The following is a 21,404-nucleotide window of genomic DNA, read 5'->3' on the forward strand; positions in this document are numbered from 1 at the left end:
AAAGAAGAAAACCTCCTAAGTGAAGAGGTTTTCTATCAGATTACTTCTCTTATAAACAGCTTATGTTTACTTAAAGGTAAATATCTGGTGGATACGGTGTGTTATCACTAATTGGTGAGTAAAGTGTATTTTCAACAAAGAAGCCATTTGGGGCTTGGGTCGTATCAATTGTAATTGAATCGAACATGACTTGCGGATAGGCCCAGATAAACTGCTTCATTAGGCCAAGAGATACGTTATTTTTCATATCGCCAAAAATCCTCTGCCAAATTGGAGTTCGATAAGGTTTGTTTTTGTCGAATCCATAGATATAAGCAATAGATGCATCTGGTACAAATCCAGATAAATAAGCAACTTTATTTGCCGGATAACCTAAATCTTGAGTTGGTATCTGAGAAACAGCTTGATGAGCTAAATCTAATTTAGCTTCTAAAAGCCAGTCATAAGCTTCAGTCATGATGTAATCAAAATTTGGATATGAGTAGTGCTGGCTTGGATAGTTGATATAGGTTGCTAGGGTTTGTATTGGAGAACGAATGGATGGGAAAAATATTAAAGGACACACTTGAGCATTTGCATATTTAGCTTTAATGGCTGCTCGAATATTTTGACAGGTCTGTCCTAACTTATTTCTTAACCAAGTTTTAAACTCATCATACGGCGTACCTGTTTTATTCATAGCCTCATAGATTGTGCCTAGGTCTGGCGCATATAGTCCTGTATCGGCATTAAAGGCTAATTTTGTTGGATAGTCATACACACAAGGTAGATTCGTGTCCGTGTTATACCACCACCAAGGTTCACCAATTTGCATGTTAACATTACAGCCGCCAGCAACCATTGTATCTGCGAACTCAATAAAAACTTTGTGCAAATAAGCCAAAGCATTTTGATCACTTAAGCTAAAGAAATAACTCGGTGGTTGGTAACCTGTTTTACCTAAATTGCTATTCCAGTCACGCTGTGCCCAAAACTCATTTGCTCCAAGTGAATACATCTCAAAACTTACCCCAAAAATGGGTTGCATGTTTGCATTATGTAGAGCTTGGGCATATTTCTCATGCCATTTTCGGGTACATGCGTTGACGACTGCCTCACCTGTTACCAACGTATCTGGTATTTGCCATTTATTAATATCGCTTTTCCATGTCATTTCAGGATAATGTGACATTCCACAATAGTGGTTTACCAATCCCTGATATCCCAAAGCGACCATATTGTTGACTAGGCGCTGCGGGTTCAAGTCATAATGGTCATCATAGCTGGTACAGATCCCATAATTGTGCTGGGGTACAACAACACGACTCAGATTTAACTTTGCATTTGTTCCAGTCACGACTGAATTGGTAATACGAATATAACCATCTTCCGGCTGGCTTAAAGGCGTAGCTGACTGGCCGTTATAGTGGCTAGTAAAGCCTGAAAATGAGATACGTTGAATATTGGTTACCGGAAAGCTATCTGTAGCAGAAAAACCGGCTTTAACTGTATCCCAGTTAATATGAATGTGCGCCGTTCGCGACGAAGGATTATTTGCATAATTAAATAAGACGATATATGCAATTTTATCTACGCCATTGTCATGATAGTACACCGTTAAAGTTGGCGTTAAACTTGGATTATTAAGTACGGGCATAGAAGCCGATAATTCAATATCAAAATCCCAAACTACCCCTGCATAACTATATTTGGTTTCATATGCTAAAAGTTTATGATCTTTCGTATCATAAGAATCCCAGCTAATCCCTACCAAGTCATTTGTCATACGTGATCTAAAAGATGCTTCAAATCCATTTCCATAATTTGTAATGGCAAAAGACGTGGTTTGTGGGCCGTCTATTCTCCAGTAAATAGGACTAAACCGATCAATAAGTGTATTTTGGGTAATTGGATGAGGTGATGTATTAGTATTATTTTGCACATTTTGTCGATTAGTTATCATGACGTCATTCTCTTAATGTATTAAGAAGTTTTATATTAAATAAGTATTCTTATTTTACTGTTCAGATAAGTAACAATGACGTTTAAATTATTTACAGTGAATAATTTTAAAAAGCTCAAAATAAACTTAAACAAAAAACTTAATATTATTCTAAAATATTTTTTCTACCGAGGAGACTATAAATGTCAAAATTAATACAGCCTATCAGTTTTAAGGCTTTGTTTATATTTACTCCTCTTCTGTTTGTATCAATAGGTTGTAGTGAAGCGCTATATTCCCAAACAATCCCATCAGTAAAGTCTTCTTCAGAAAATATCGACTATCCAGAGATCGATACAGCACTAGGAGAAAAGTTACAACCGAATGAGGAAGTAATAGCTCATCAAATAACTCAAGTTATTGAGAAGTCTATTCGTGAACAGTATACAGCGGGAAATGCTTTGCGTGATGCACACCCTAAAGCGCATGGATGTGTTCGTGCTGAATTTCATGTAATTAAAAATATACCAGCTCAACTTGCAAAAGGTATTTTTATTCCAGATAAAAACTATGAAGCATGGATTCGTTTTTCGAATGCTTCTAATGATGCTTCTAGAGCAGATATTGAAAAAGACGCACGTGGAATGGCAATAAAAATCTTAGATGTATCAGGTCAGAAAATTTTAGAAAATGAAAAAGAAGCTACAACTCAAGACTTTATTATGATTAATCACCCCGTCTTTTTTGTAAATGACGGGCAAAGATACCTGTCTTTTATGAATGATCTAAATAGCCATAATATGATCAGAAAGCTTCATATGCCGTTTGCTTTAGGTTTTAAAGGTACCATGAATGCTTTAGGTGCGCGTAATTCTAAAATTGCAAATCCACTATATGCACGGTATTGGTCTATGGTGCCCTATCAATTAGGATTAGGTGTTGACCGTCAAGCGGTTAAATACTCCGTAAGAAATTGCTCTACAGTGACTGCAGCTCTACCTGATCATCCTAGCCATAATTTTTTACGAGATGCCTTAAAAGATACATTGCAAAAGCAAGACGTGTGTATGGAATTTCTTATACAGCCAAGAACTTCGACTAAAATGCTGGTTGAAGATGCAATGACCGAGTGGAAAGAAAATGAAGCACCTTTTTATCAAGTTGCGACCATTCATATTCCAAAGCAAAGCTTTGATACACCTGAACAGAATCAATTTTGTGAAAATCTCTCTTTTACACCGTGGCATGCTTTACCTGAGCATAAACCGCTTGGCGCAATAAATAGAATGCGTAAAATTATTTATGAAAATATAAGCAGAGTTAGACACGATATCAACTCAGCTCCCCGACAAGAACCCAAAAACTAATTTAAGTATAAAAGAACTGCCAATAACCAAAGCAGTTCTTTATAGTTCAGTATTTGATGAGGATGGCCATAGATTTTCTAATGTCTATACATCAATTTCTCAGCAATAGAGCTTAGGTTGGCTAAATTCTTTTTTATTGGATAATCTCCTTTACTCGTATCTATGGTGATCCGATCAATGAAGTCTGCTAACCATAAAATAAATTCTTCTTCATTTTTATAGCTAGGAATCAGACTGCTATCAAATTTGAGCAATACTTCATCTTGAGGGTTAAGCAGCGAACCACTGAAATCTAAAAAATTATATAAAAATTTTAATTCTGTTCCTGTAATGGCTTTTTTTATTTCTATAATTAAATTAGACCTCTTGCGAAAGTCGTTATTGCAAGTTCATCCGATTTACCAGTGCAGCGATTAAGTTAATGCGTAAACCGAATCTTTTCCGTCTATTTCGATAGCGTTCACTTAATATTCTAAATGTTTTCAATTGACTATTAATATGTTCGATCACAACTCGTATTTTTCCAATCATTTTATTGTACTTTTTCTCAACATCAAATAAGGGTAAATTCTTCTTTTTCTTTATTGGCATCAATAATTTAAAGCCATCTTGCTCTAATCCGTAGTACCCTAAATCGGTCATAACATATTTACAATGTTTGAATTTTTTAACCGTTCTTCTTGCCAATTTAATGTCATGCTGACTGCCATTCGATATATCTAGCCCTATGATTTGTTTGCTGTTCGGATGATAGATCACTTGTGCTTTTAGCGTATGTTTCTTCTTTTTACCACTGTAGAACTTACTCTGATTTTTTTTTCGGACGTTCTATTGAACATTCTGTCGCATCAATAATGACCCAGTTAAACTGTTCGTCTGCTGTGGTAATGCTTCGTTTTGGCAGAGTAAACCGTCTTGATTTCATCAATGCATCTTCAACCTTTTTAATGGTTCGATTCACATTACTTTCAGCGATATGGTAATTTGCAGCCAACTCCAATTGAGTGCTGTAATTCCGTAAGTAATTGAGTGTTAATAATAATTGATCCTCTATAGCTAAAGTATGAGGACGCCCAGATTTCTTTTTAAGTGATTCTACTTCTTTTAAAACTTCGATCATTTCACTAAAAACTGGTCGAGGTACACCAACCAAGCGCTGGAATTCAGAATCTGAAAAACGATTTAATTTCTGATATCTCATGAAATTTAGATTGAGGTGGTTTTTACTTTCGCAAGAGGTCTATTATTTAAGCTTTTTAGATAATTGCTTGAAGAATCTTGTTTAATATTTTTAGAAATTTTTTCTGCTAATAGTAAGTATTTTGGCATTTCTATCTCCTTATCAATTTTTTTATAAAATATGAGTATAAAATTAAAGTTATAAATTTAAGTTTTCAGTTTTTATTGAAGTGTTATTTATTTTTTAAAATTAATAGAGTTTTATGTAAGTTGCAACTTTTTATTATTTTAAAGTGCGAACTACTTTGAATTATATTCTGAGTAAATTAATAGGTTTTATATGATTACTGAATTAAACTATGCTCTTCTTTAAAATAAATAAGCTCAACACTTTTAATTATTGAGCTTATCTTTAATTGGCTTAGTATGACTGAAGTATTTCACTTTAAACTTAAGTCATTTTATGGGAACTCTTCATTTTATGAATTTTCCCACACTTTCTGCATTCTCTGACTTCATCATGTGAAATATCAAAATCATATTCCCAGATGTGTATGCAGAAAAATTGTCTAATATTATGGAGCATAGACACCTCCTTAAAAAAACCAACAATTATGGAAGTTTTTTAGAGATTCAGAATACATCTAGACTCAATTGTCTAAAAGGGACAATTTTTCACCATATCTTTTTTGAAAGGTATGTGAAAAAGCTTAAGTTAAAGCAAAAAGAAAATATTTCAAAATATCTTATCTCCTTACTCAATGAAGATAAGTAAAAGGTAGCACTAATCTATGTATCTGTTTTTATAGGGAACAAGTGATTTCTGTTTACAATGAAAACTTATGTGAAGAGAACGAGATAAAAAGGGATTAAGCCACAAAAAACCGCCCCAAAAGGCGGTTGCTGAATTTTAACAGCTATGAATAGAAGTACAGTAGAAACCCTTCTATATTTCTTATCACATTATTTTTCTTCGTTTATAATTTTCATAAAAGCTTCAGATTTAAAATAGTTAATGATCAGTTCACCTTCATCATCTGGATGTGTAGATTTTGCTGGTGTCTTAGCGTTGTCAAATTCGCAATTAAACTTAAAATCGGGCGGGATAAATTTTGAGATAGGTGGAAGATGGGTTTCTCCGCCTGTCGTCATTCGTTCTATAAATCCAGCTAACCATAAAATATATTCATCTTTATTTTTATGACTAGGCATGAGGCTAATATCAATTTTGACGGCACATTCATCTAGTGGCTTTGTTAAACATTCGTCAAAGTCAATAAAATTATATTTAAGCTTAAACTTTGTACCTTTGATTTCCTTTCGAATCACACCTATTAAGTTATTTAAATGCTCGGTCGGAGTATCAGAGAAAAGATCATCTTCTTTAATTTTTTTATACACCTTTTCAGCAATCATTAAATATTGTGGCATTTCCTATCTCCTTCCTTCCTCTTTCTAGCTGGTTGCTTACTCAGCTTTTTAAGGAAGTATGATAGAAATCATGTGTTGTAATGTAGTTGTTGGTAACTTAATTGTAAGTATTGTAAAGTTATGAAATCTAAGTATCTAATAAAACGCATCTTATACCGACAAAGAGAATTACGTCACTGTTTTACTTATAAAAAACGTAAACTATCGAAATAATTGTTTGCAATAAAATACAGCTCACATAATTAGGCTGATTAGTCATATATAACTATAGAAAATTTAAAAAATATTTTATAAGCCACTGTTTTTATTATATTTTAAATTTTAATCTTCTTAGATTATAACAAAATCATACAGTTATTGTGAATTTTGACATATAAATTGAATATAAGAATGCTCTTATAGCTCTAACCTGGATGCAAATTAAATGCTTACATGATCAATCAGCTATATGAACAGTATAGTACTATGGCCTTAAGTGCTTGGGGCTTTACTGATTTACCTTCTTATACAGATAAATATGATCCTAATGAGAAAGATATAGTGATAAAGACAAATAATTGGTTGAATGATGAGGCAGCAGAGGAAAAAACTCAGCAAGGTCTTACTGCCTTTGTAGCTCTTGATGACGCATTTATGAGTATTGCATCACGAATTTATTTAATTAGAAATGCCAAGGAAACGATTGATCTACAATACTACATTTGGACCAATGATTTTGTGGGGAACCTTATTTTACATGAGCTGCTCAAGGCAGCGGATCGTGGCATCAAAGTTCGCTTATTAATTGATGATCAAAACGGTATAAAGCTCGATGGTATATTAAGAAGCCTTTTACAGCATACCAACTTTGAAATTAGATTATTTAATCCTTATAAATTTCGATACTTACGTATCTTTGATTATCTGTTCCGATTTAAAAAAGTAAATCATCGTATGCACAATAAACTTATTATTGCAGATGGATCGATTGCAGTAACAGGCGGTAGAAATATTAGTAGTGAATATTTTGAAGCAAGTAGTAAGTTTCAATTTACGGATATGGATATCTTATTTTACGGGCATGCAGTACGCCATGCCCAAGCTGTATTTGCTGATTTTTGGGAAAGTACCTTAAGTGTAAATGCAACTGAGATTATCGGAACTTGTGCTGAGCACCATTTAAAAGCTTTAAGAGAGCACTATGAACAACTCCATCACGAAGACCATAGCCTCACTGAAGATAAGCTTTACGATGCGCAGAGTTATTTAAAAGAGCTTTTAGAGCATAACCCTATTCAATGGTCTAAGGCCCATTTTGTTGCTGACTCTCCGAAGAAAATACTGGGCACTGCAACTGAACATGAAATGCTTTATGGCCAAGTCTTGTCTATTATGGGTAAACCTAAGCAACACTTAGAATTAGCTTCAGCTTATTTTGTACCTACCCAACAAGGCACTTATTACTTAAAGCAACTACGAGTTGAAGGTATAAAAGTCCGCGCTTTAACAAATTCTTTTGCTGCAAACGATGTTGCGATCGTACATGCCTTTTATAGCCAATACCGTGTAGAAATGCTTAAGAATGGTATTGAACTGTATGAGTTTAAACCTGTTCTGGAACGACGACGTAGAACGTGGTACGAAATCGTAACAGGCAGCGTTATACCAGCAAAAGGAAAAAATAAGTCGAGCTTGCATGCCAAGTTTTTTGATGTAGATGGCAAAGTCTTTATAGGATCATTTAACTTTGACCCCCGCTCTACCTATTTAAACACCGAAGTAGGTTTGGTGATTGAGTCCAGTCAATTACAAACTCAGATTTCTGTTATGTTAGATCAACATTTACCTCAAGTAGCTTATCAACTTAAGCTAAATAGCCAAGGCCAAATTACTTGGCTAGATTACCAAGCAAACGGACAAGTCATTGAATATGATAAAGACCCGGGAACTAGCCGTTTTCAGAGAACAATGATTAAAGCTGTCTCTTATTTGCCAATTGAGTGGATGATGTAATTTTCTTATTACAAGAAACCGATTTCCTTAAAAAATTTCTGGTAGGCTTCTGCTTTTTTCTCGAGAGCTAATGGATATGCTCTAGAAGATGACGGTAATCGATATAAATTAATATCGCGGTCTGCAAAATAAGTTGATGTAGATGTCCCAATTAAAGGTTTTTCCGTGTTCTCAGGTAAAACTGAGATTAAGGTATCTGTGGCTTTATCGCCCGTAGTCATAATAGTGTGACATTGAGGAATCTGTTTCAATAAAACCGCTAAGTCTGTCGGAGTGACAATTTCAAGAAACTTATCTGAAGCATTGCCCTTTAGGCGTTTAATTTGATACGCCGTATCAAAAATAGCAATGCCTGTCTCAATCAGAAAGCTGCGGATAGCTTCTTCGTTAAAGCTTTTTTGGTTCTCACTTAAAAAATAAGTTTTATCTTGAAAAAAGATTAAACCAAAAATTCTCCACATATCGTTTTGAAAGTTCGGATAGTAAAAGTCCATCTTCCATTTATTACGTGGTGGTGGAAAACTTCCTAACATTAATAAACGGGCATTTTCTGGCAAAAACGGTTGCAGTGGATGGGTCTCTATCTCAATTATCATAAAAAATCAGTATTTACTTCAAAATTTATAAATAACTTAACGTATTTTAAGGTTAATCACGAGTCAAGAAGTGCAAATTATCTTAATTAAATGTATTGAGGCGAAACGTTTTGTTGTTTCGCCTCAATCATTTCTAATTTTATATTCATGCTAAAAACCAAAATATTTAAGAATTTAAAACTTTAAAGACTTTCCCTGTTCTGGGATGAGCAAAGGTATTATCTTGATCTAAATTGATAACTTTATCTGAAATCACAATCTTGGAAAGCGGTAACCAGTTTTGTTCGATTTCAGCCGAAGCTAAATTTTTCTCCAATGTATTTTCAAAAATTTGCTCTACCACAATTTCCATCCCACACATACTTTTCGCATTAACTTCTTTTAAAATATGGCGCTTTGACATTCTAATCTCCATTTTTTTATTCTTAACATAAAAAATAGTAAAGGGTGTTTTGCTACAATGTGTAAAATTTAACATTTGAAGTGTTTTTTTTGTTTTAAACATATTTATTTAATAATTAAATGAATAGTGGAATATCTTTAAAAATAAGTTTTATTATTAAATTAACTTATTAAAGCTATCTTTATTTTAAGTAAAATTAATTTTATAAAAAATAATATTTAAAGGGCTCACGTATGAACCCTTGCATTTAACTTTAAACCTGGACAGCATTATCGAGTGAATTGTCATCTTTACTCTTATTATTATCCTTACTAATCAATGAGTCAGTATCACTATCAGTAGAGAAGCTCTTACTGTTCTTTTGCTTTTTCTTGTACATACACATGCCAATCGCAATACCTGTTCCTAATACTAAAATTGACTTTAACATTTTGCACCTCTTCAATTGACGGAGAAACTTCTGAGAAATCAACTTAAATTAATAGCATATTCTTTGTTATTTAAGGGCTTTCATTTGAGCCGCTTTTGTAAGGTATTTAATTTTTATGTTAATTAAAAAGTATAATATTTTGAGAAAATAAATTTTGATACAAAGCAAAAAGCCTATTCTCAAAACAGAATAGGCTTTCTACTGTATTTCAGGATTAAGCAGTATTATTAATTGCTTTAAGCAATCTTATTTATGTTTAAATACAATTCCAATGTATTTAATGCTGAACTTTTAGTCAAGATAGGAAAGCGATGATTTGCAATTAATTGGCTATTCTTGTGATGAGGTTCTCATTTTGTAATTAAGCAAAAGAAAACGCCCATTTCTACTTCTCAAAAAGAAATGAGCGTAAGTGAAAACCATTAAAGACCTGAAATACCAAATGTTCTTACATTTAGTAATGTTGATTCTAATTAACTTAGCAATTGGTTGACAATTAAACTAGTTGTACTTTTTTTAGTCATTTCGGCCAATAAAAAATGTAAAATAATTCGCTATTTTTAATATATTTAGCAATAAATTATTTACTTAGGATGCGATTGAGCACGGTTAGCCAGTTAGAAAAACAAATTTTTTCTATAATTTCATTCGAATAATGTCGCTTTTGCATTGCTTCAATCAGTAGGTGTAGTCCCCTTACATCTTCAATTTCATGACTAATCAGTGCTCCATCAAAGTCAGAACCAAAACCGACATGATTTTCTCCCATTTGATCTATTAAATATTCAAGATGTTCTAAAAGTACCTCAATGGATGTGTTTGCATCACGCTGCCCGTCTTTACGCAAAAATGCGACATCAAAATTTAACCCGACTATGCCTTTAGAGTCCTTAATTGCTTTAAGTTGATTATCTGTTAAGTTTCTGGCTTGTGGACATAAAGCATGCACATTTGAGTGAGTTGCGACAATTGGCTGCTGAAGAATGTTAGCTGTATCCCAAAAAGCTCGTTCATTCATATGGGAAACATCAATCACCATTTTTTTATCAGCACAGCGCTTTATAAAAGCTTTACCTTCGTTTGTAAGCCCTGCTCCGGTATCAGGTGAATGCGGAAACTTGGCATTTAAACCATGACCAAAACGACTTGGTCTATTCCAAAGTGGACCGATGCTACGAAGCCCAGCATCATAAAATACATCGAGTAAATCTGGATTATGTTGTAATGCTTCAGCACCTTCCATATGCAATACAATGGCTAACTTTTGCTGTGTTAGGCAGTGCTGGATATCCTGAACAGTTGTGCAAATTTGAATGTCGTTAGAGTACTCGGCAAGTTGTTTTGCTAAATCGAGCTGTGCCAAACAAATGTGTTCAATTTGCTGTTGCGTGAAGTCAGATGCGTCTTGGTCAAATAGTTTGTTGGGATGATGCTGCTTAACATAATGAAAAGGCGGCAAGAAAATAGCAAACATACCGCCAACAAAACCGGCTTGTTGGCAACGTTTTAAATCGAGATGTCCGGCTAAACCTTCTTGAATAAAAGCTTGAGCAGGATTGTTATGATCACTTAACCACAATCGGGTTAGTACATCATTATGGCCATCAAAAACAGGAAATGTGCCATGGTTCATATCGGTTTTCTCATAGCTAATCATCTACAATATTTTGAACCGGAATGTTTTGTTTAACCGTGAATTGCTTTGAATTTCGGCTATTACGGAATACCAATTTTTCCAGAGAGGAATCAATTTCGCTCTCGGCACGTGCCTGTTCAATGAATTGATGATACGGCGATTTACCACAAACAGGGTCTGCGTTACTTGCGTCACCTGTTAACATATAAGCTTGACAACGACAGCCACCAAAGTCGCGGTCTTTATCTGGGCAACTACGGCATCCTTCTGGCATCCATGCATCACCACGGAAGTGGTTAAAACCAGTAGACTCATACCAGATTCTTGATAGGCTTTGTTCACGAACATTTGGGAAAGAAATCGGTAATTGTCTTGCTGCGTGACAAGGCAGTGCCATACCATCTGGAGCAACTGTAAAGAAAATTTTACCCCAGCCATTCATACAGGCTTTTGGTCTTTCTTCGTAATAATCAGGCACTACAAAAATAAGTTTGCAAGGATGATTTTGCGCTTTTAACTTTTCCCGATATTCATTGGTAATACGTTCAGCACGTATGAGTTGTTCTTGTGTCGGTAATAAACCCTGACGGTTTAAAAATGCCCATCCATAAAACTGACAAATTGCTAGCTCGACTGTATCTGCATTAAGTTCTAGGCAAAGCTCAATAATTTTATCGATCTGTTCAATGTTATGCCGATGAATTACAAAATTGAGGACCATCGGATAATCATATTTCTTAACAAGTCGGCACATTTCATACTTTTGTTCAAAAGCATGTTTCGACCCTGCCAAAGCATCATTAACGACCGGATCACTCGCTTGAAAGCTAATTTGAATATGGTCTAGGCCAGCTTGCTTTAAATGCGAAATACGCTGTTCGGTAAGTCCCATGCCTGAGGTAATCAGGTTGGTGTAGAAGCCAAGTTGGTGTGCATGCGCCACAAGCTGCTCCAGATCTTGACGCACCAAAGGTTCACCACCGGAAAAACCGAGTTGTACAGCCCCCATTTGACGCGCTTGATCAAAAACATCAAACCACTCTTGCGTGGTCAGTTCATGTTTGTGCTGTGCGTAGTCTAAAGGGTTTGAGCAATATGGACATTGTAGCGGGCAACGATAAGTTAACTCCGCTAATAACCATAAAGGTAGACCAACACCTTCTGTCATATTAAATCAATCCAGTGTTGTTGCTGGGCAACTAACATGTAATCAATAACATCGTTGTCAATTTCGGCTATATCACCAAATTGTTGCTTGAGCTGGGCAATAATTGCAGAAACATTATTTTTCCCATCAATATATTGTCCAATGGCCCCTGCACTTTCATTTAATTTGATCATGCCTTCAGGATATAAAATGACAAAACCATTTTGAGCAGGTTCAAATTGAAAGCGATAACCTTGGCGCCAGGTAGGCACAAGATTTACATCAAATTGTTCTTTATTCATTTAAATAGTCCTTTGTGCCATACTCGTTCTTGAGTCACGCTATGATACGGTGCTTCATTGTGTACATATGCCAGTGTTAAAGCATCCAAAATGCTCCATAAAATATCCAGTTTAAACTGTAATATTTCCAGCATTCTTTGTTGTTGTTCATGAGTAGTAAATGAATCAAGCGTGATTGTTAAACCATGTTCAACATCACGGCGTGCTTGACTTAAACGAGAGCGGAAATATTCATAGCCCTTATCATCAATCCAAGGGTAATGCTGTGGCCATGACTCAAGACGAGACTGATGAATTTGAGGCGCAAACAGCTCAGTTAAAGAACTGCTTGCTGCCTCACGCCATGACGCACGGCGTGCAAAATTTACATAGGCATCTACAGCAAATCGTACACCCGGCAAAACCAATTCTTCGGAAATCACTTGCTCACGACTCAAGCCTACAGCTTCGGCTAACCGTAACCATGCTTCTCGTCCACCGCCATCAGGGTATTCACCATCTTGGTCAATCATGCGCTGAATCCATTCCTGTCGCACACGTTGATCAGGACAATTTGCCATGATCGCAGCATCTTTGAGCGGAATATTGATTTGATAGTAGTAGCGGTTTGCAACCCAAGCCTGAATTTGTTGTTGAGTGGCTTTTCCTTCATACATCATCACATGAAATGGGTGATAGATATGATAATACTGACCTTTATCGATAATAGCCTGTTTAAATTGTTCGGTCGTTAAAGCTTCAGGTGTTTGAGTCATGTTTCACCTTAGAGTTCAATTTGCATGCCATCAAAGGCAACTTCTACATCATTTGCTTTTAGTTCAGCAAATTGAGCAGAGTCTTCATTTAAAATCGGATTGGTATTATTAATATGAATTAGCACTTTCTTTGGTGTACTGAGTTGGTTTAAGTAAGATAACGAACCGCCTTCACCACTAATGTATAAATGCCCCATTTCACGGCCAGTTTTTTTCCCTACACCGGTTTGCTGCATTTCATCATCTGTCCATAGTGTGCCATCAATCATGACGCAGTCAGAATCTTGCATAATCTGCATGATTTGATCGTCAATCTTTCCAAGCCCTGGCGCATAAAACAACTGTTTTTGTGTTTTGTGATCTTTGATGATTAAGGCAATATTGTCGCCCTCATGCGGGTCATGGCGATGTGGAGAATATGGGGGTGCCGCGCTTTGAATAATTAAGGGTAAAAATTCTAAATTTTCGAAACCATTAATTTTAAAAGCTTGTTTAGGATCAATTTGATGATATTGAAGACCACCATTCCAGTGTTTCAGCATATTGAACACCGGAAAACCCGTGGTGAGATCTTGATAGACCATTTCAGTACACCACACATTCATTGGACAGCCTTCACGTAAAGTTAAAAGTCCAGTGGTATGGTCAAGTTGGCTATCCATTAAAATAACATTGGTAATACCAGTATCACGTAATTTTCGCGCTGGTTGAGCCGCTTTAAAATCAAATAATTGTTGACGGATATCTGGTGATGCGTTTAATAAAATCCAGTCTACGCCGTTTTCTGAAATTGCAATTGAAGATTGAGTCCGCACTTTGGCATTAATCGTACCTGTACGAACCCCATGACAATTAGGACAATTACAGTTCCACTGAGGGAAACCGCCTCCAGCTGCTGAACCTAAAATATAAATATGCATAAAATTAATATCTTATTAGAAAGACATAAGCCCTAGAACAAGACTAGGGCTTATGACAGATTTGAATAGAAATGATTAACGTGCTTCAAAGTACATTGTTACTTCAAAACCAATACGTAAATCAGTGAAAGCTGGTTTTGTCCATTGCATAAATTTTACTCCAGTCAGTATTAATCTCGTGAAATGAATCACTTGATTAAATCTCATAAGGCAATTAAAAATTTATTCTAATTAAAAATGCCACGTTTGTAGATAAGCTCGGAACAAGATATTGTTCGATAATTGTGTTTTTTGTCCAAATTTTAATAAATCCTGATCTTTCAAAAGCATTTGAAAAGTCATAACAGGTCAATGTTCTGTTATGACTTATGCCTTACCCAGCTAAGTTCATCAAGTGTTGCTGTGCAATATAAAGTTCTTCTTCCGGCTTAGGATGACATTGCACCCATGTTCCATCAGTTTGTAATTCCCATGCTTGACGATTGTCTTTCAAATAGTTGTTTAGGCCATCTTCAATGACTTGTTTCTTTAATTTTTTATTTTCAATTGGGAAGCAGGTTTCAATACGAGAGAACAAATTACGTTCCATCCAGTCTGCACTTGCACAATAAACTTTTGTATCGCCATCATTATAAAAATAGTAAACCCGCGTATGCTCCAAATAACGACCAACGATTGAACGTACTCGAATATTCTCTGAAAGTCCTGCAACTTGTGGTCTCAGGCAGCAAATTGAACGAATAATTAAATCAATTTTTACACCAGCTTGTGATGCTTTATAAAGCGCGCTGATGAGCTGTGGTTCAGTAAGCGCATTCACTTTAATGATGATGTGTGCTTTTTTACCAGCAAGGCTATTTTTAATTTCTTGTTCAATAAGTTCTAACAGCTGAGAATGTAAGGTAAATGGCGCATGAAAAAGCTTTTTAAGCTTTGCCATTTTGCCCATACCGGTCAGTTCTTGGAAAATTTTATGGACGTCTTCACAAATTTCCGCATCATTGGTCAGCAAACCAAAATCGGTATAGATTTTGGCATTCACTGCATGATAGTTACCTGTACCTAAATGCACATATCTTTTGATTTTGTCTTGTTCACGGCGAACCACTAAAATCATTTTAGCGTGAGTTTTATAGCCAACAATGCCATACACCACGACGGCGCCAGCTTCTTGCAAAACGTTAGCGACTTCAATATTTGATTCTTCATCAAAACGTGCCCGCAACTCAATAACCGCGGTCACTTCTTTACCATTACGCGCAGCTTCTGCAAGTAGCTGTACGATTTCCGAGTTGGCACCACTACGGTATAAGGTTTGTTTAATTGCTAAAACATTTGGATCTTGTGCAGCTTCCCGAAGGAACTTGATAACAGGTGCAAAAGAATCAAATGGATGATGAAGTAGAACATCTCCTGCTTTTAACACATCAAAAATCGGTTTTTTAGTGTATAAAAGCTGAGGCAAAACTTGTTGATATAGTTTATAGCGTAACTCTGGTAAATCAAAGTTTGAGATAAAACGGGCTAAATTAACAGGGCCATCGACGTAGTAAAGATGTTCTGCATCTAAATCGAATTGCTCTAATAAATAGTTAGCAATTTCTTCAGGACATTTTTTTGCTACTTCCAAACGAACTGCTTGGCCAAAACGGCGTGAAGATAATTCACCTTTTAAAGCAGCAGCCAAGTCTTCTACATCTTCAGAAACGGTTAAATCGGCATTTCGAGTTACACGAAATTGATGACAGCCCGTCGCTTTCATGCCCGGAAATAAATCCGAAATGTGCTGATGGATAATAGCAGAGAGCAGAATGTAATGCTCTGCACCGCCAGAAATATGTTCTGGAATTTTAACAAGTCTTGGTAACGAACGCGGTGCCGGCACAATAGCTAAATCAATTTGACGTCCAAAAGCGTCTTTACCTTCTAAAGTTACAATGAAGTTTAGACTTTTATTGACCAGCCGTGGAAATGGATGTGCTGGATCTAGACTGATTGGCGTAACTACAGGTTGTACTTCTTTAAAAAAGTATTCTTTAATCCATTCTTTATGCTTTTCTAATATATCGCCGTGCTGAATAAAATGAACGCCATAGCCTTGGAGTTGCGGTAACAAAGTATAGTTTAAGATTTTATATTGCTCTTCAACCGCCTCATGAGCATTTTTGGAAATTTGCTTTAATACTTCTACTAACGGTAAACCTTCTGGTCCGGTTGCCTGACTCATCAAGCTAATTTTCTGGATTAAACTTGCCACACGAATTTCAAAAAACTCATCCAGATTACGCGAAAAAATAATTAAAAAATTCAAACGTTCCAGTAATGGGTGTTCTATATCTTTGGCTTGAGCAAGCACCCGTTTATGAAACTCTAATAAAGAGAGTTCTCTATTAATATACGTTTCTAAATTGTGCTGGTTTGAGCTAGCTAAAGTGGGCAATGATGTCATTCTTGACTCTTATACTGGGTAAAAAAGTTAAAATGAATAAAAAAGATTAATTTATTAATGTATAACCGATTTTATTCACCGGACATTTTGTAACTGCTTTATTGCAAATTCATGAATTTTTTATGAAAACCTTAAAATTAATGGGTATTCGCATTATGAGGTTGAATAATTAAATTACTTAATCTCATATTCTTCTTCAAACAATTCAACCAAGGTTGGAATGTGTGCTCCATATTCTGTTTTCATTTTTCTATATTTGGTTGAAAAACTAAAGTTCAAATCTTTATTTGATACAGTAGTAACAGGACTATTGGGTGTAACAGTTAATGGCTTGGTTGAAGTTGTTTTGGTTGAAATGCTTGTTACTGATCTCGCAATTTTGTTGTACAACATCCTTGCTCGAATCACTTCAAATGAATAACCTCGCCCAAGTCTGTTTGCAACTCTGGTCAGTCCATTATGTCCCTCAGTATAAGCATTGGTAATACTGAACGGTGCATCCCAATAAGCAAAAATGTCATCATAATTATTGGATACGGTTTTTACTAAATCATTAAATTGAGGTAGATCGGTTGGAATATTATCAGCCCAATTTTTAAATGCTTTTTCTGCTGCTTCTTTGGTTTCACAATCATAAATCTTGTAGAAATCCTCTTTCACATCATAGGCAAGCTTAAGCTTTGGCATGGTTTCCTCCATGTCCTCAAGCATCTCAAGTTCCTGATCATTCAAGCTATCAGGTCTTTTTAAGGTTAACCAACGTAAATTCTTTTTGGCATGTAGCCGTGCAACTTTAGTTAATTGACTTTGTAAAACCTTGCGCTCTCTTTCCATCAATTCATTTGCAATACGAACCACATGGAATTTATCAATGATCAATGTTGCATTGGGTAAATAATCTCGAAATGAACGCTTGTAAGGTCGCCACATATCGGTACAGACCCATTCAACCTTATCTGCATCAGAAAGCTTCTCAAAATACGGAATGAGCAATTCTTGTCTGCGATTAGGCAGCATGTCATACAAGCTCTTCATACCTAAATTGGTGATTACACAACGGTATTCTCCACCCAATAAAAGTTCATCAATCCCCATAATGGTCGGCGTTTCAAAATTGACCGTATTTTCTAGTTCAGTAATATAATCAGAAGTAATATTTTTGATGGTATTAATTGCTAAGCCAGTTTCTTCTGATAAATGCGTAAATGTGCTATTTAAACAGCGTTTTTTAATCGCATCAATTAATCGACTGGTTGCCCGTCTTTTATCATCCAAGAACGTAAATTCAGGCATAAACATGCTTTTGCACTCTGCACAGCGATAACGAGTGCGAGTCACCTCTAGACTCACAGGCTGCATTTGCATTGGTGTATCAGCAAAGTGATTGACTCGTTTGCCATGTTTATAAACTTTAGCACCGCAATTGTGACAATGCTTCGCTACAGCATCATCAGATGGTTCTATTGAAATAATAATAGAACCATCTTCATGTCGAATATCTGTGGGTGTAGCACCATCCAATTGCAGTATGTTTAGCATGATTATCCCTTCATTTTTTCAACATCAAGCGTTTCACCATCTTTAAGCATCTGATAGAGCGCCAAAAGGATATTTTGCATCGCTTGGCTATCAGTCTTGAGCAGATGAGCAGACAACTGTTGATGTGAAGCCATTGCTTGAATAATGGCACTGGTTACGGCAGTCGGAAGGTTTCCTTGTAATGCAACTTCTTTAGGATTGTTTTCAACCTGAGCCATTACCACTTCATTTTCACGTAAAATTGCAGCGAGGTGATTGATAAAAACAGCTTGCTCATAACGAGTTGAAATATCACCAAAGGCGGCACTGATACGATCAATAACTTCTTGCAGGTAGAATAAAGCCGTTGGTGTAGGGTCGGTTGAACCTGAGCCTGTAATTGGAACAACAGGAACAGTTGAAATTTCACCTTCTGCGTCCCCCTCAGTTTCGCCATCTTTTTTCTTGAAGATGCCATAGCCTGTAAGCACAAGACCTGAAATATCCACTTCTTTAGCTGCAATACCATTTAAGCGTTTGCCCACCAACTTACTGAATGCTGCAAAGTTCTCCAATTCAGGGTCAGCAAAGTCAATAATCTGTGCAATGTAGCTATAAATTCTGCCGAACTTGAGCAAGTCATTTTTAAAGTTCAGGAGTTTTTTAAGCTCCACATCTAAAATTTTACGCTCTAACTCTGCTTGGCTTTGACCACTTGCATTACCATCCTTTCTTGCCTTTTGATGCAACTCTTCTTGCGCATCAATCGCTTCTTTAAGGTTTTTTAACTTAGAGTTAAACAAGCGTGTTGGCTTATCAGTCGCTTGGTATAACGCTTTGTGCTGATTATGATCATGAGCATCTTTCGTTAAATCCCGAATGGTCTTAAACTTCGCCTTTTTAAAGGCTTCGAGATCGTCTTCATCATATAACTCTAACTCATCCAAGGTATCTTTGATGGTATAAACTACGTTAGGGTCTTGAATGTTATACATCTCAGCACCGCTATCGTATTGTTTAAAGCAAGTACGAATCCACTCAGGGTCATTTACGAAGTCAATGATAAAGGTTTGATCTTTACCTGTGGTAGTACGGTTAAGTCGAGATAAGGTTTGCACCACTTCAACAGGGTTGGCGATTTTCTTATCCAAGTACATCGCACACAGTTTTGGTTGGTCAAAGCCTGTTTGGAATTTGTTTGCGACCACCATTAAACGGTATTCAGGACGATCAAAGCTATCTCTTAAATCAGCACACGGATTATCTTCATTTAGCGATTTTTCACTAAACTCAATATCATCACTGAAATTGAAAATGTCATGAGCATCGGTATCATCATCATGCTTTACAGCACTACCTTTAATCGTGCCTGAGAATGCCACTAAAACACGATATTGGCTGTATTCAGGGTTCTCATTAATATATTTCTCTAAAGCAAGTTTGTAACGAATAGCAGCAGGTCGTGAACTTGTCACAATCATTGCTTTCGCTTGGCTATTCAGTAAATGCGCTACGTTGTGATGGAAGTGTTGAACGATGAATTGAACCTTCTGCGTGACATTGGTAGCGTGTAGCGACATCCAACGAGCCAATGCCCGTCTAGCACCCTTGCTTTCGACACGTTGATCATTATCAACGGCTTCACCACCAAGTTTGAATGCGGTTTTATATGGCACATAACCTTTCAGCACATCAAGGATAAAGCCTTCTTCAATCGCCTGACGCATCGTATATAAATGAAATGGCAATGGTAGATTGTCATCTGTTGCAGGCTTACCATCTTTGGTACGACCAAACAGCATGTAAGTTGAATGCTTAGGCGTTGCAGTGAAAGCGAAATGGCTAATATTTTTGATATTACCTCTTGCCTTTTGTACTTGCGCCAGTAACTCTTCAACTGACAACTTCTCCAATTCGGCACTTGATTTTAAGGCAAGCGTAGCCTGTAATTTGGATGCTGTAGAGCCTGTTTGTGAGGTGTGCGCTTCATCAACAATGATGGCGTATCTGCGGTCACTTAGACTGTTCTCTGTAAGAATTGCTTCCATCACATGCGGGAAGGTTTGAATGGTCACAACAATGATCGGTGTGCCTGAAATCAGCGCATTTTCAAGCTGCTTACTCTTTGTTCCACCACCGTTTTCTTTATTTTCACGACTGATCGTAGCAATCAAACCTTTTTGATGGTCGATCTGCTTAATCGCTTCTTGAAGTTGATCATCAAGTACGGTTCTATCTGTCACTACAATCACAGAGTTAAAGTAGGCAGTACCATCGTCTTGTCTTAGACGGATTAAGCCGTGACTTGTCCAAGCAATCGTTGAAGTTTTGCCTGAACCTGCACTATGTTCACATAAGTAGTTAAATCCAACGCCATTTGTTTTAGCATCATTCAGCATTTTTAGAACAGCATCAAACTGATGATAACGAGGGAAGATCAGACGTTCTTGAACGGTGTATTTACCTGTTAGATCGGCTTTCTTTTTCTTCTCGATATAGACGAAATCATGGAAGATTTTGAGCCAGTTGTCAGGTTGGCAAATATAATCCCAAAAATAGGCGACAGGATATTCACCATCTTCACCTACAGGTGGATTGCCTGCGTGACCATCATTACCTTTGTTAAATGGCAAGAAGAAGGTGTTATCACCATCTAAGCAGGTGGTCATATAGATTTCTGAGTCTGATAAGGCAAAATGGACAATCGCCCCACGTTTGCTTAACAGTAGCGGCTCTTTACGATTAGTCTTCGGGTCAATCGGTTTGCGGTCTTGTCTGTACTGATCTTTAGCGGCATCAATAGATTGATTAAAATCAGTTTTGATTTCAACCGTAGCCATTGGCAAGCCATTGATGAAAAAGACCAAATCAATACGGAAATCACGGGTCGGATTGTATTTAAGCTGAGGGACGACACGTAGGCGATTGGCTTTATAGTTCTTAATGGTCGTTTCATTACGCTTGTCTTCGGGTGCTGTTTCAGTCAGGTGAATAATACCGCCTGTACCTGCTCCCGCCATTTTAAATCCTTTACGGAACACACTGATGTTGTCAGTACGTTCAATTTCAGCGACTAAACGACTAACAATGGTCTTTTCTGTATTTTCACCATTGTTATTAAACAGATTGTCCCATTTCTCAGGTTGTGTATCTTTAATCCAACCAATCAAATCTTCGGTATATAAAGCTGTGTCAGTGTCATAATTCTTGCTTTCACCAACAAGCCAACCCTGCGCCTTGAGTTTAGACACGATATATTCTTCTAAGTGTGACTCATAGTGTGCTTTGTCTGAAAGTAGCATGTTCATATTTATTCTCACATATTCGGTTTTATTTGGTGGTATGTAGACCCCCTCTA

General features: G+C 36.5%; 16 protein-coding genes and 2 pseudogenes. 2 read left to right on the top strand and 16 right to left on the bottom strand.

Annotation, left to right across the window (positions count from 1 at the left end; translation table 11 throughout):
- Nucleotides 1-70 precede the first annotated feature (70 nt).
- A complete protein-coding gene (locus tag EGT34_RS01435; RefSeq protein WP_024437636.1) occupies nt 71-1,942 on the bottom strand; it encodes a hypothetical protein in 1,872 nt (623 codons plus the stop codon).
- A gap of 182 nt (nt 1,943-2,124) precedes the next feature.
- Between EGT34_RS01435 and EGT34_RS01440 the strand changes: the two genes are divergently transcribed.
- Nucleotides 2,125-3,288: a catalase family protein gene (locus tag EGT34_RS01440; protein ID WP_024437637.1), complete on the top strand. Its 1,164-nt coding sequence runs from the start codon at nt 2,125-2,127 to the stop codon at nt 3,286-3,288.
- A 77-nt stretch (nt 3,289-3,365) separates the two neighbouring features.
- On the opposite strand, the pseudogene EGT34_RS01445 reads toward EGT34_RS01440, so the two are convergent.
- From EGT34_RS01445 to EGT34_RS01455, 4 genes and pseudogenes are all read right to left on the bottom strand, one after another.
- Nucleotides 3,366-3,650 (bottom strand): annotated as a pseudogene (locus EGT34_RS01445) (hypothetical protein); the annotation flags it as partial.
- A gap of 16 nt (nt 3,651-3,666) precedes the next feature.
- A protein-coding gene (locus tag EGT34_RS01450) for an IS5-like element ISAba27 family transposase (protein ID WP_076611894.1) occupies nt 3,667-4,489 on the bottom strand; the annotation gives its coding sequence in 2 pieces (ribosomal slippage) (nt 3,667-4,107 and nt 4,109-4,489; 822 coding nt in all).
- 41 nt (nt 4,490-4,530) lie between these two features.
- Nucleotides 4,531-4,617, bottom strand: a pseudogene (locus tag EGT34_RS21430) (hypothetical protein); the annotation flags it as partial.
- 813 nt (nt 4,618-5,430) lie between these two features.
- Nucleotides 5,431-5,898, bottom strand: coding sequence for a hypothetical protein (locus EGT34_RS01455; protein ID WP_001136787.1), 468 nt, complete (start codon nt 5,896-5,898; stop codon nt 5,431-5,433).
- Between the two features lie 432 nt (nt 5,899-6,330).
- Between EGT34_RS01455 and EGT34_RS01460 the strand changes: the two genes are divergently transcribed.
- Nucleotides 6,331-7,890, top strand: coding sequence for a phospholipase D family protein (locus EGT34_RS01460; protein ID WP_002086381.1), 1,560 nt, complete (start codon nt 6,331-6,333; stop codon nt 7,888-7,890).
- 8 nt (nt 7,891-7,898) lie between these two features.
- On the opposite strand, the gene EGT34_RS01465 is transcribed toward EGT34_RS01460, so the two are convergent.
- From EGT34_RS01465 to EGT34_RS01520, 11 genes are all read right to left on the bottom strand, one after another.
- Nucleotides 7,899-8,486, bottom strand: a complete 588-nt coding sequence (locus EGT34_RS01465; RefSeq protein WP_000582742.1) for a uracil-DNA glycosylase family protein — start codon at nt 8,484-8,486, stop codon at nt 7,899-7,901.
- A gap of 166 nt (nt 8,487-8,652) precedes the next feature.
- Complete coding sequence (locus tag EGT34_RS01470) at nt 8,653-8,889, bottom strand: hypothetical protein (protein ID WP_000044010.1); 237 nt, start codon at nt 8,887-8,889, stop codon at nt 8,653-8,655.
- 1,010 nt (nt 8,890-9,899) lie between these two features.
- Complete coding sequence (locus EGT34_RS01480; RefSeq protein WP_001015451.1) at nt 9,900-10,952, bottom strand: dipeptidase; 1,053 nt, start codon at nt 10,950-10,952, stop codon at nt 9,900-9,902.
- 16 nt (nt 10,953-10,968) lie between these two features.
- Nucleotides 10,969-12,123, bottom strand: coding sequence for a pyrroloquinoline quinone biosynthesis protein PqqE (gene pqqE / locus EGT34_RS01485; RefSeq protein ID WP_000134708.1), 1,155 nt, complete (start codon nt 12,121-12,123; stop codon nt 10,969-10,971).
- Nucleotides 12,120-12,404, bottom strand: a complete 285-nt coding sequence (gene pqqD, locus EGT34_RS01490; RefSeq protein ID WP_001031359.1) for a pyrroloquinoline quinone biosynthesis peptide chaperone PqqD — start codon at nt 12,402-12,404, stop codon at nt 12,120-12,122. The genes pqqE and pqqD overlap by 4 nt, the downstream gene beginning before the upstream one ends.
- Nucleotides 12,401-13,159: a pyrroloquinoline-quinone synthase PqqC gene (gene pqqC, locus EGT34_RS01495; RefSeq protein ID WP_000195110.1), complete on the bottom strand. Its 759-nt coding sequence runs from the start codon at nt 13,157-13,159 to the stop codon at nt 12,401-12,403. The genes pqqD and pqqC overlap by 4 nt, the downstream gene beginning before the upstream one ends.
- Before the next feature lie 8 nt (nt 13,160-13,167).
- A complete protein-coding gene (gene pqqB / locus EGT34_RS01500) occupies nt 13,168-14,079 on the bottom strand; it encodes a pyrroloquinoline quinone biosynthesis protein PqqB (protein ID WP_000548481.1) in 912 nt (303 codons plus the stop codon).
- Nucleotides 14,080-14,154: 75 nt separating this feature from the next.
- Entirely contained in the window at nt 14,155-14,229 is a 75-nt protein-coding gene (gene pqqA, locus EGT34_RS01505) for a pyrroloquinoline quinone precursor peptide PqqA (protein ID WP_001982218.1), read from the bottom strand.
- Between the two features lie 223 nt (nt 14,230-14,452).
- The gene (ppk1, locus tag EGT34_RS01510; protein ID WP_000202690.1) at nt 14,453-16,528 is read right to left on the bottom strand and encodes a polyphosphate kinase 1; all 2,076 of its coding nucleotides are present in this window, start codon (nt 16,526-16,528) and stop codon (nt 14,453-14,455) included.
- Nucleotides 16,529-16,702: 174 nt separating this feature from the next.
- The gene (locus tag EGT34_RS01515) at nt 16,703-18,067 is read right to left on the bottom strand and encodes an ISL3 family transposase (RefSeq protein ID WP_024437638.1); all 1,365 of its coding nucleotides are present in this window, start codon (nt 18,065-18,067) and stop codon (nt 16,703-16,705) included.
- A gap of 2 nt (nt 18,068-18,069) precedes the next feature.
- Nucleotides 18,070-21,354, bottom strand: coding sequence for a type I restriction endonuclease subunit R (locus EGT34_RS01520; protein WP_024437639.1), 3,285 nt, complete (start codon nt 21,352-21,354; stop codon nt 18,070-18,072).
- Nucleotides 21,355-21,404 lie beyond the last annotated feature (50 nt).

The sequence above is a fragment of the Acinetobacter sp. FDAARGOS_558 genome (assembly GCF_003937785.1).
Taxonomy (GTDB): Bacteria; Pseudomonadota; Gammaproteobacteria; order Pseudomonadales; family Moraxellaceae; genus Acinetobacter; species Acinetobacter baumannii.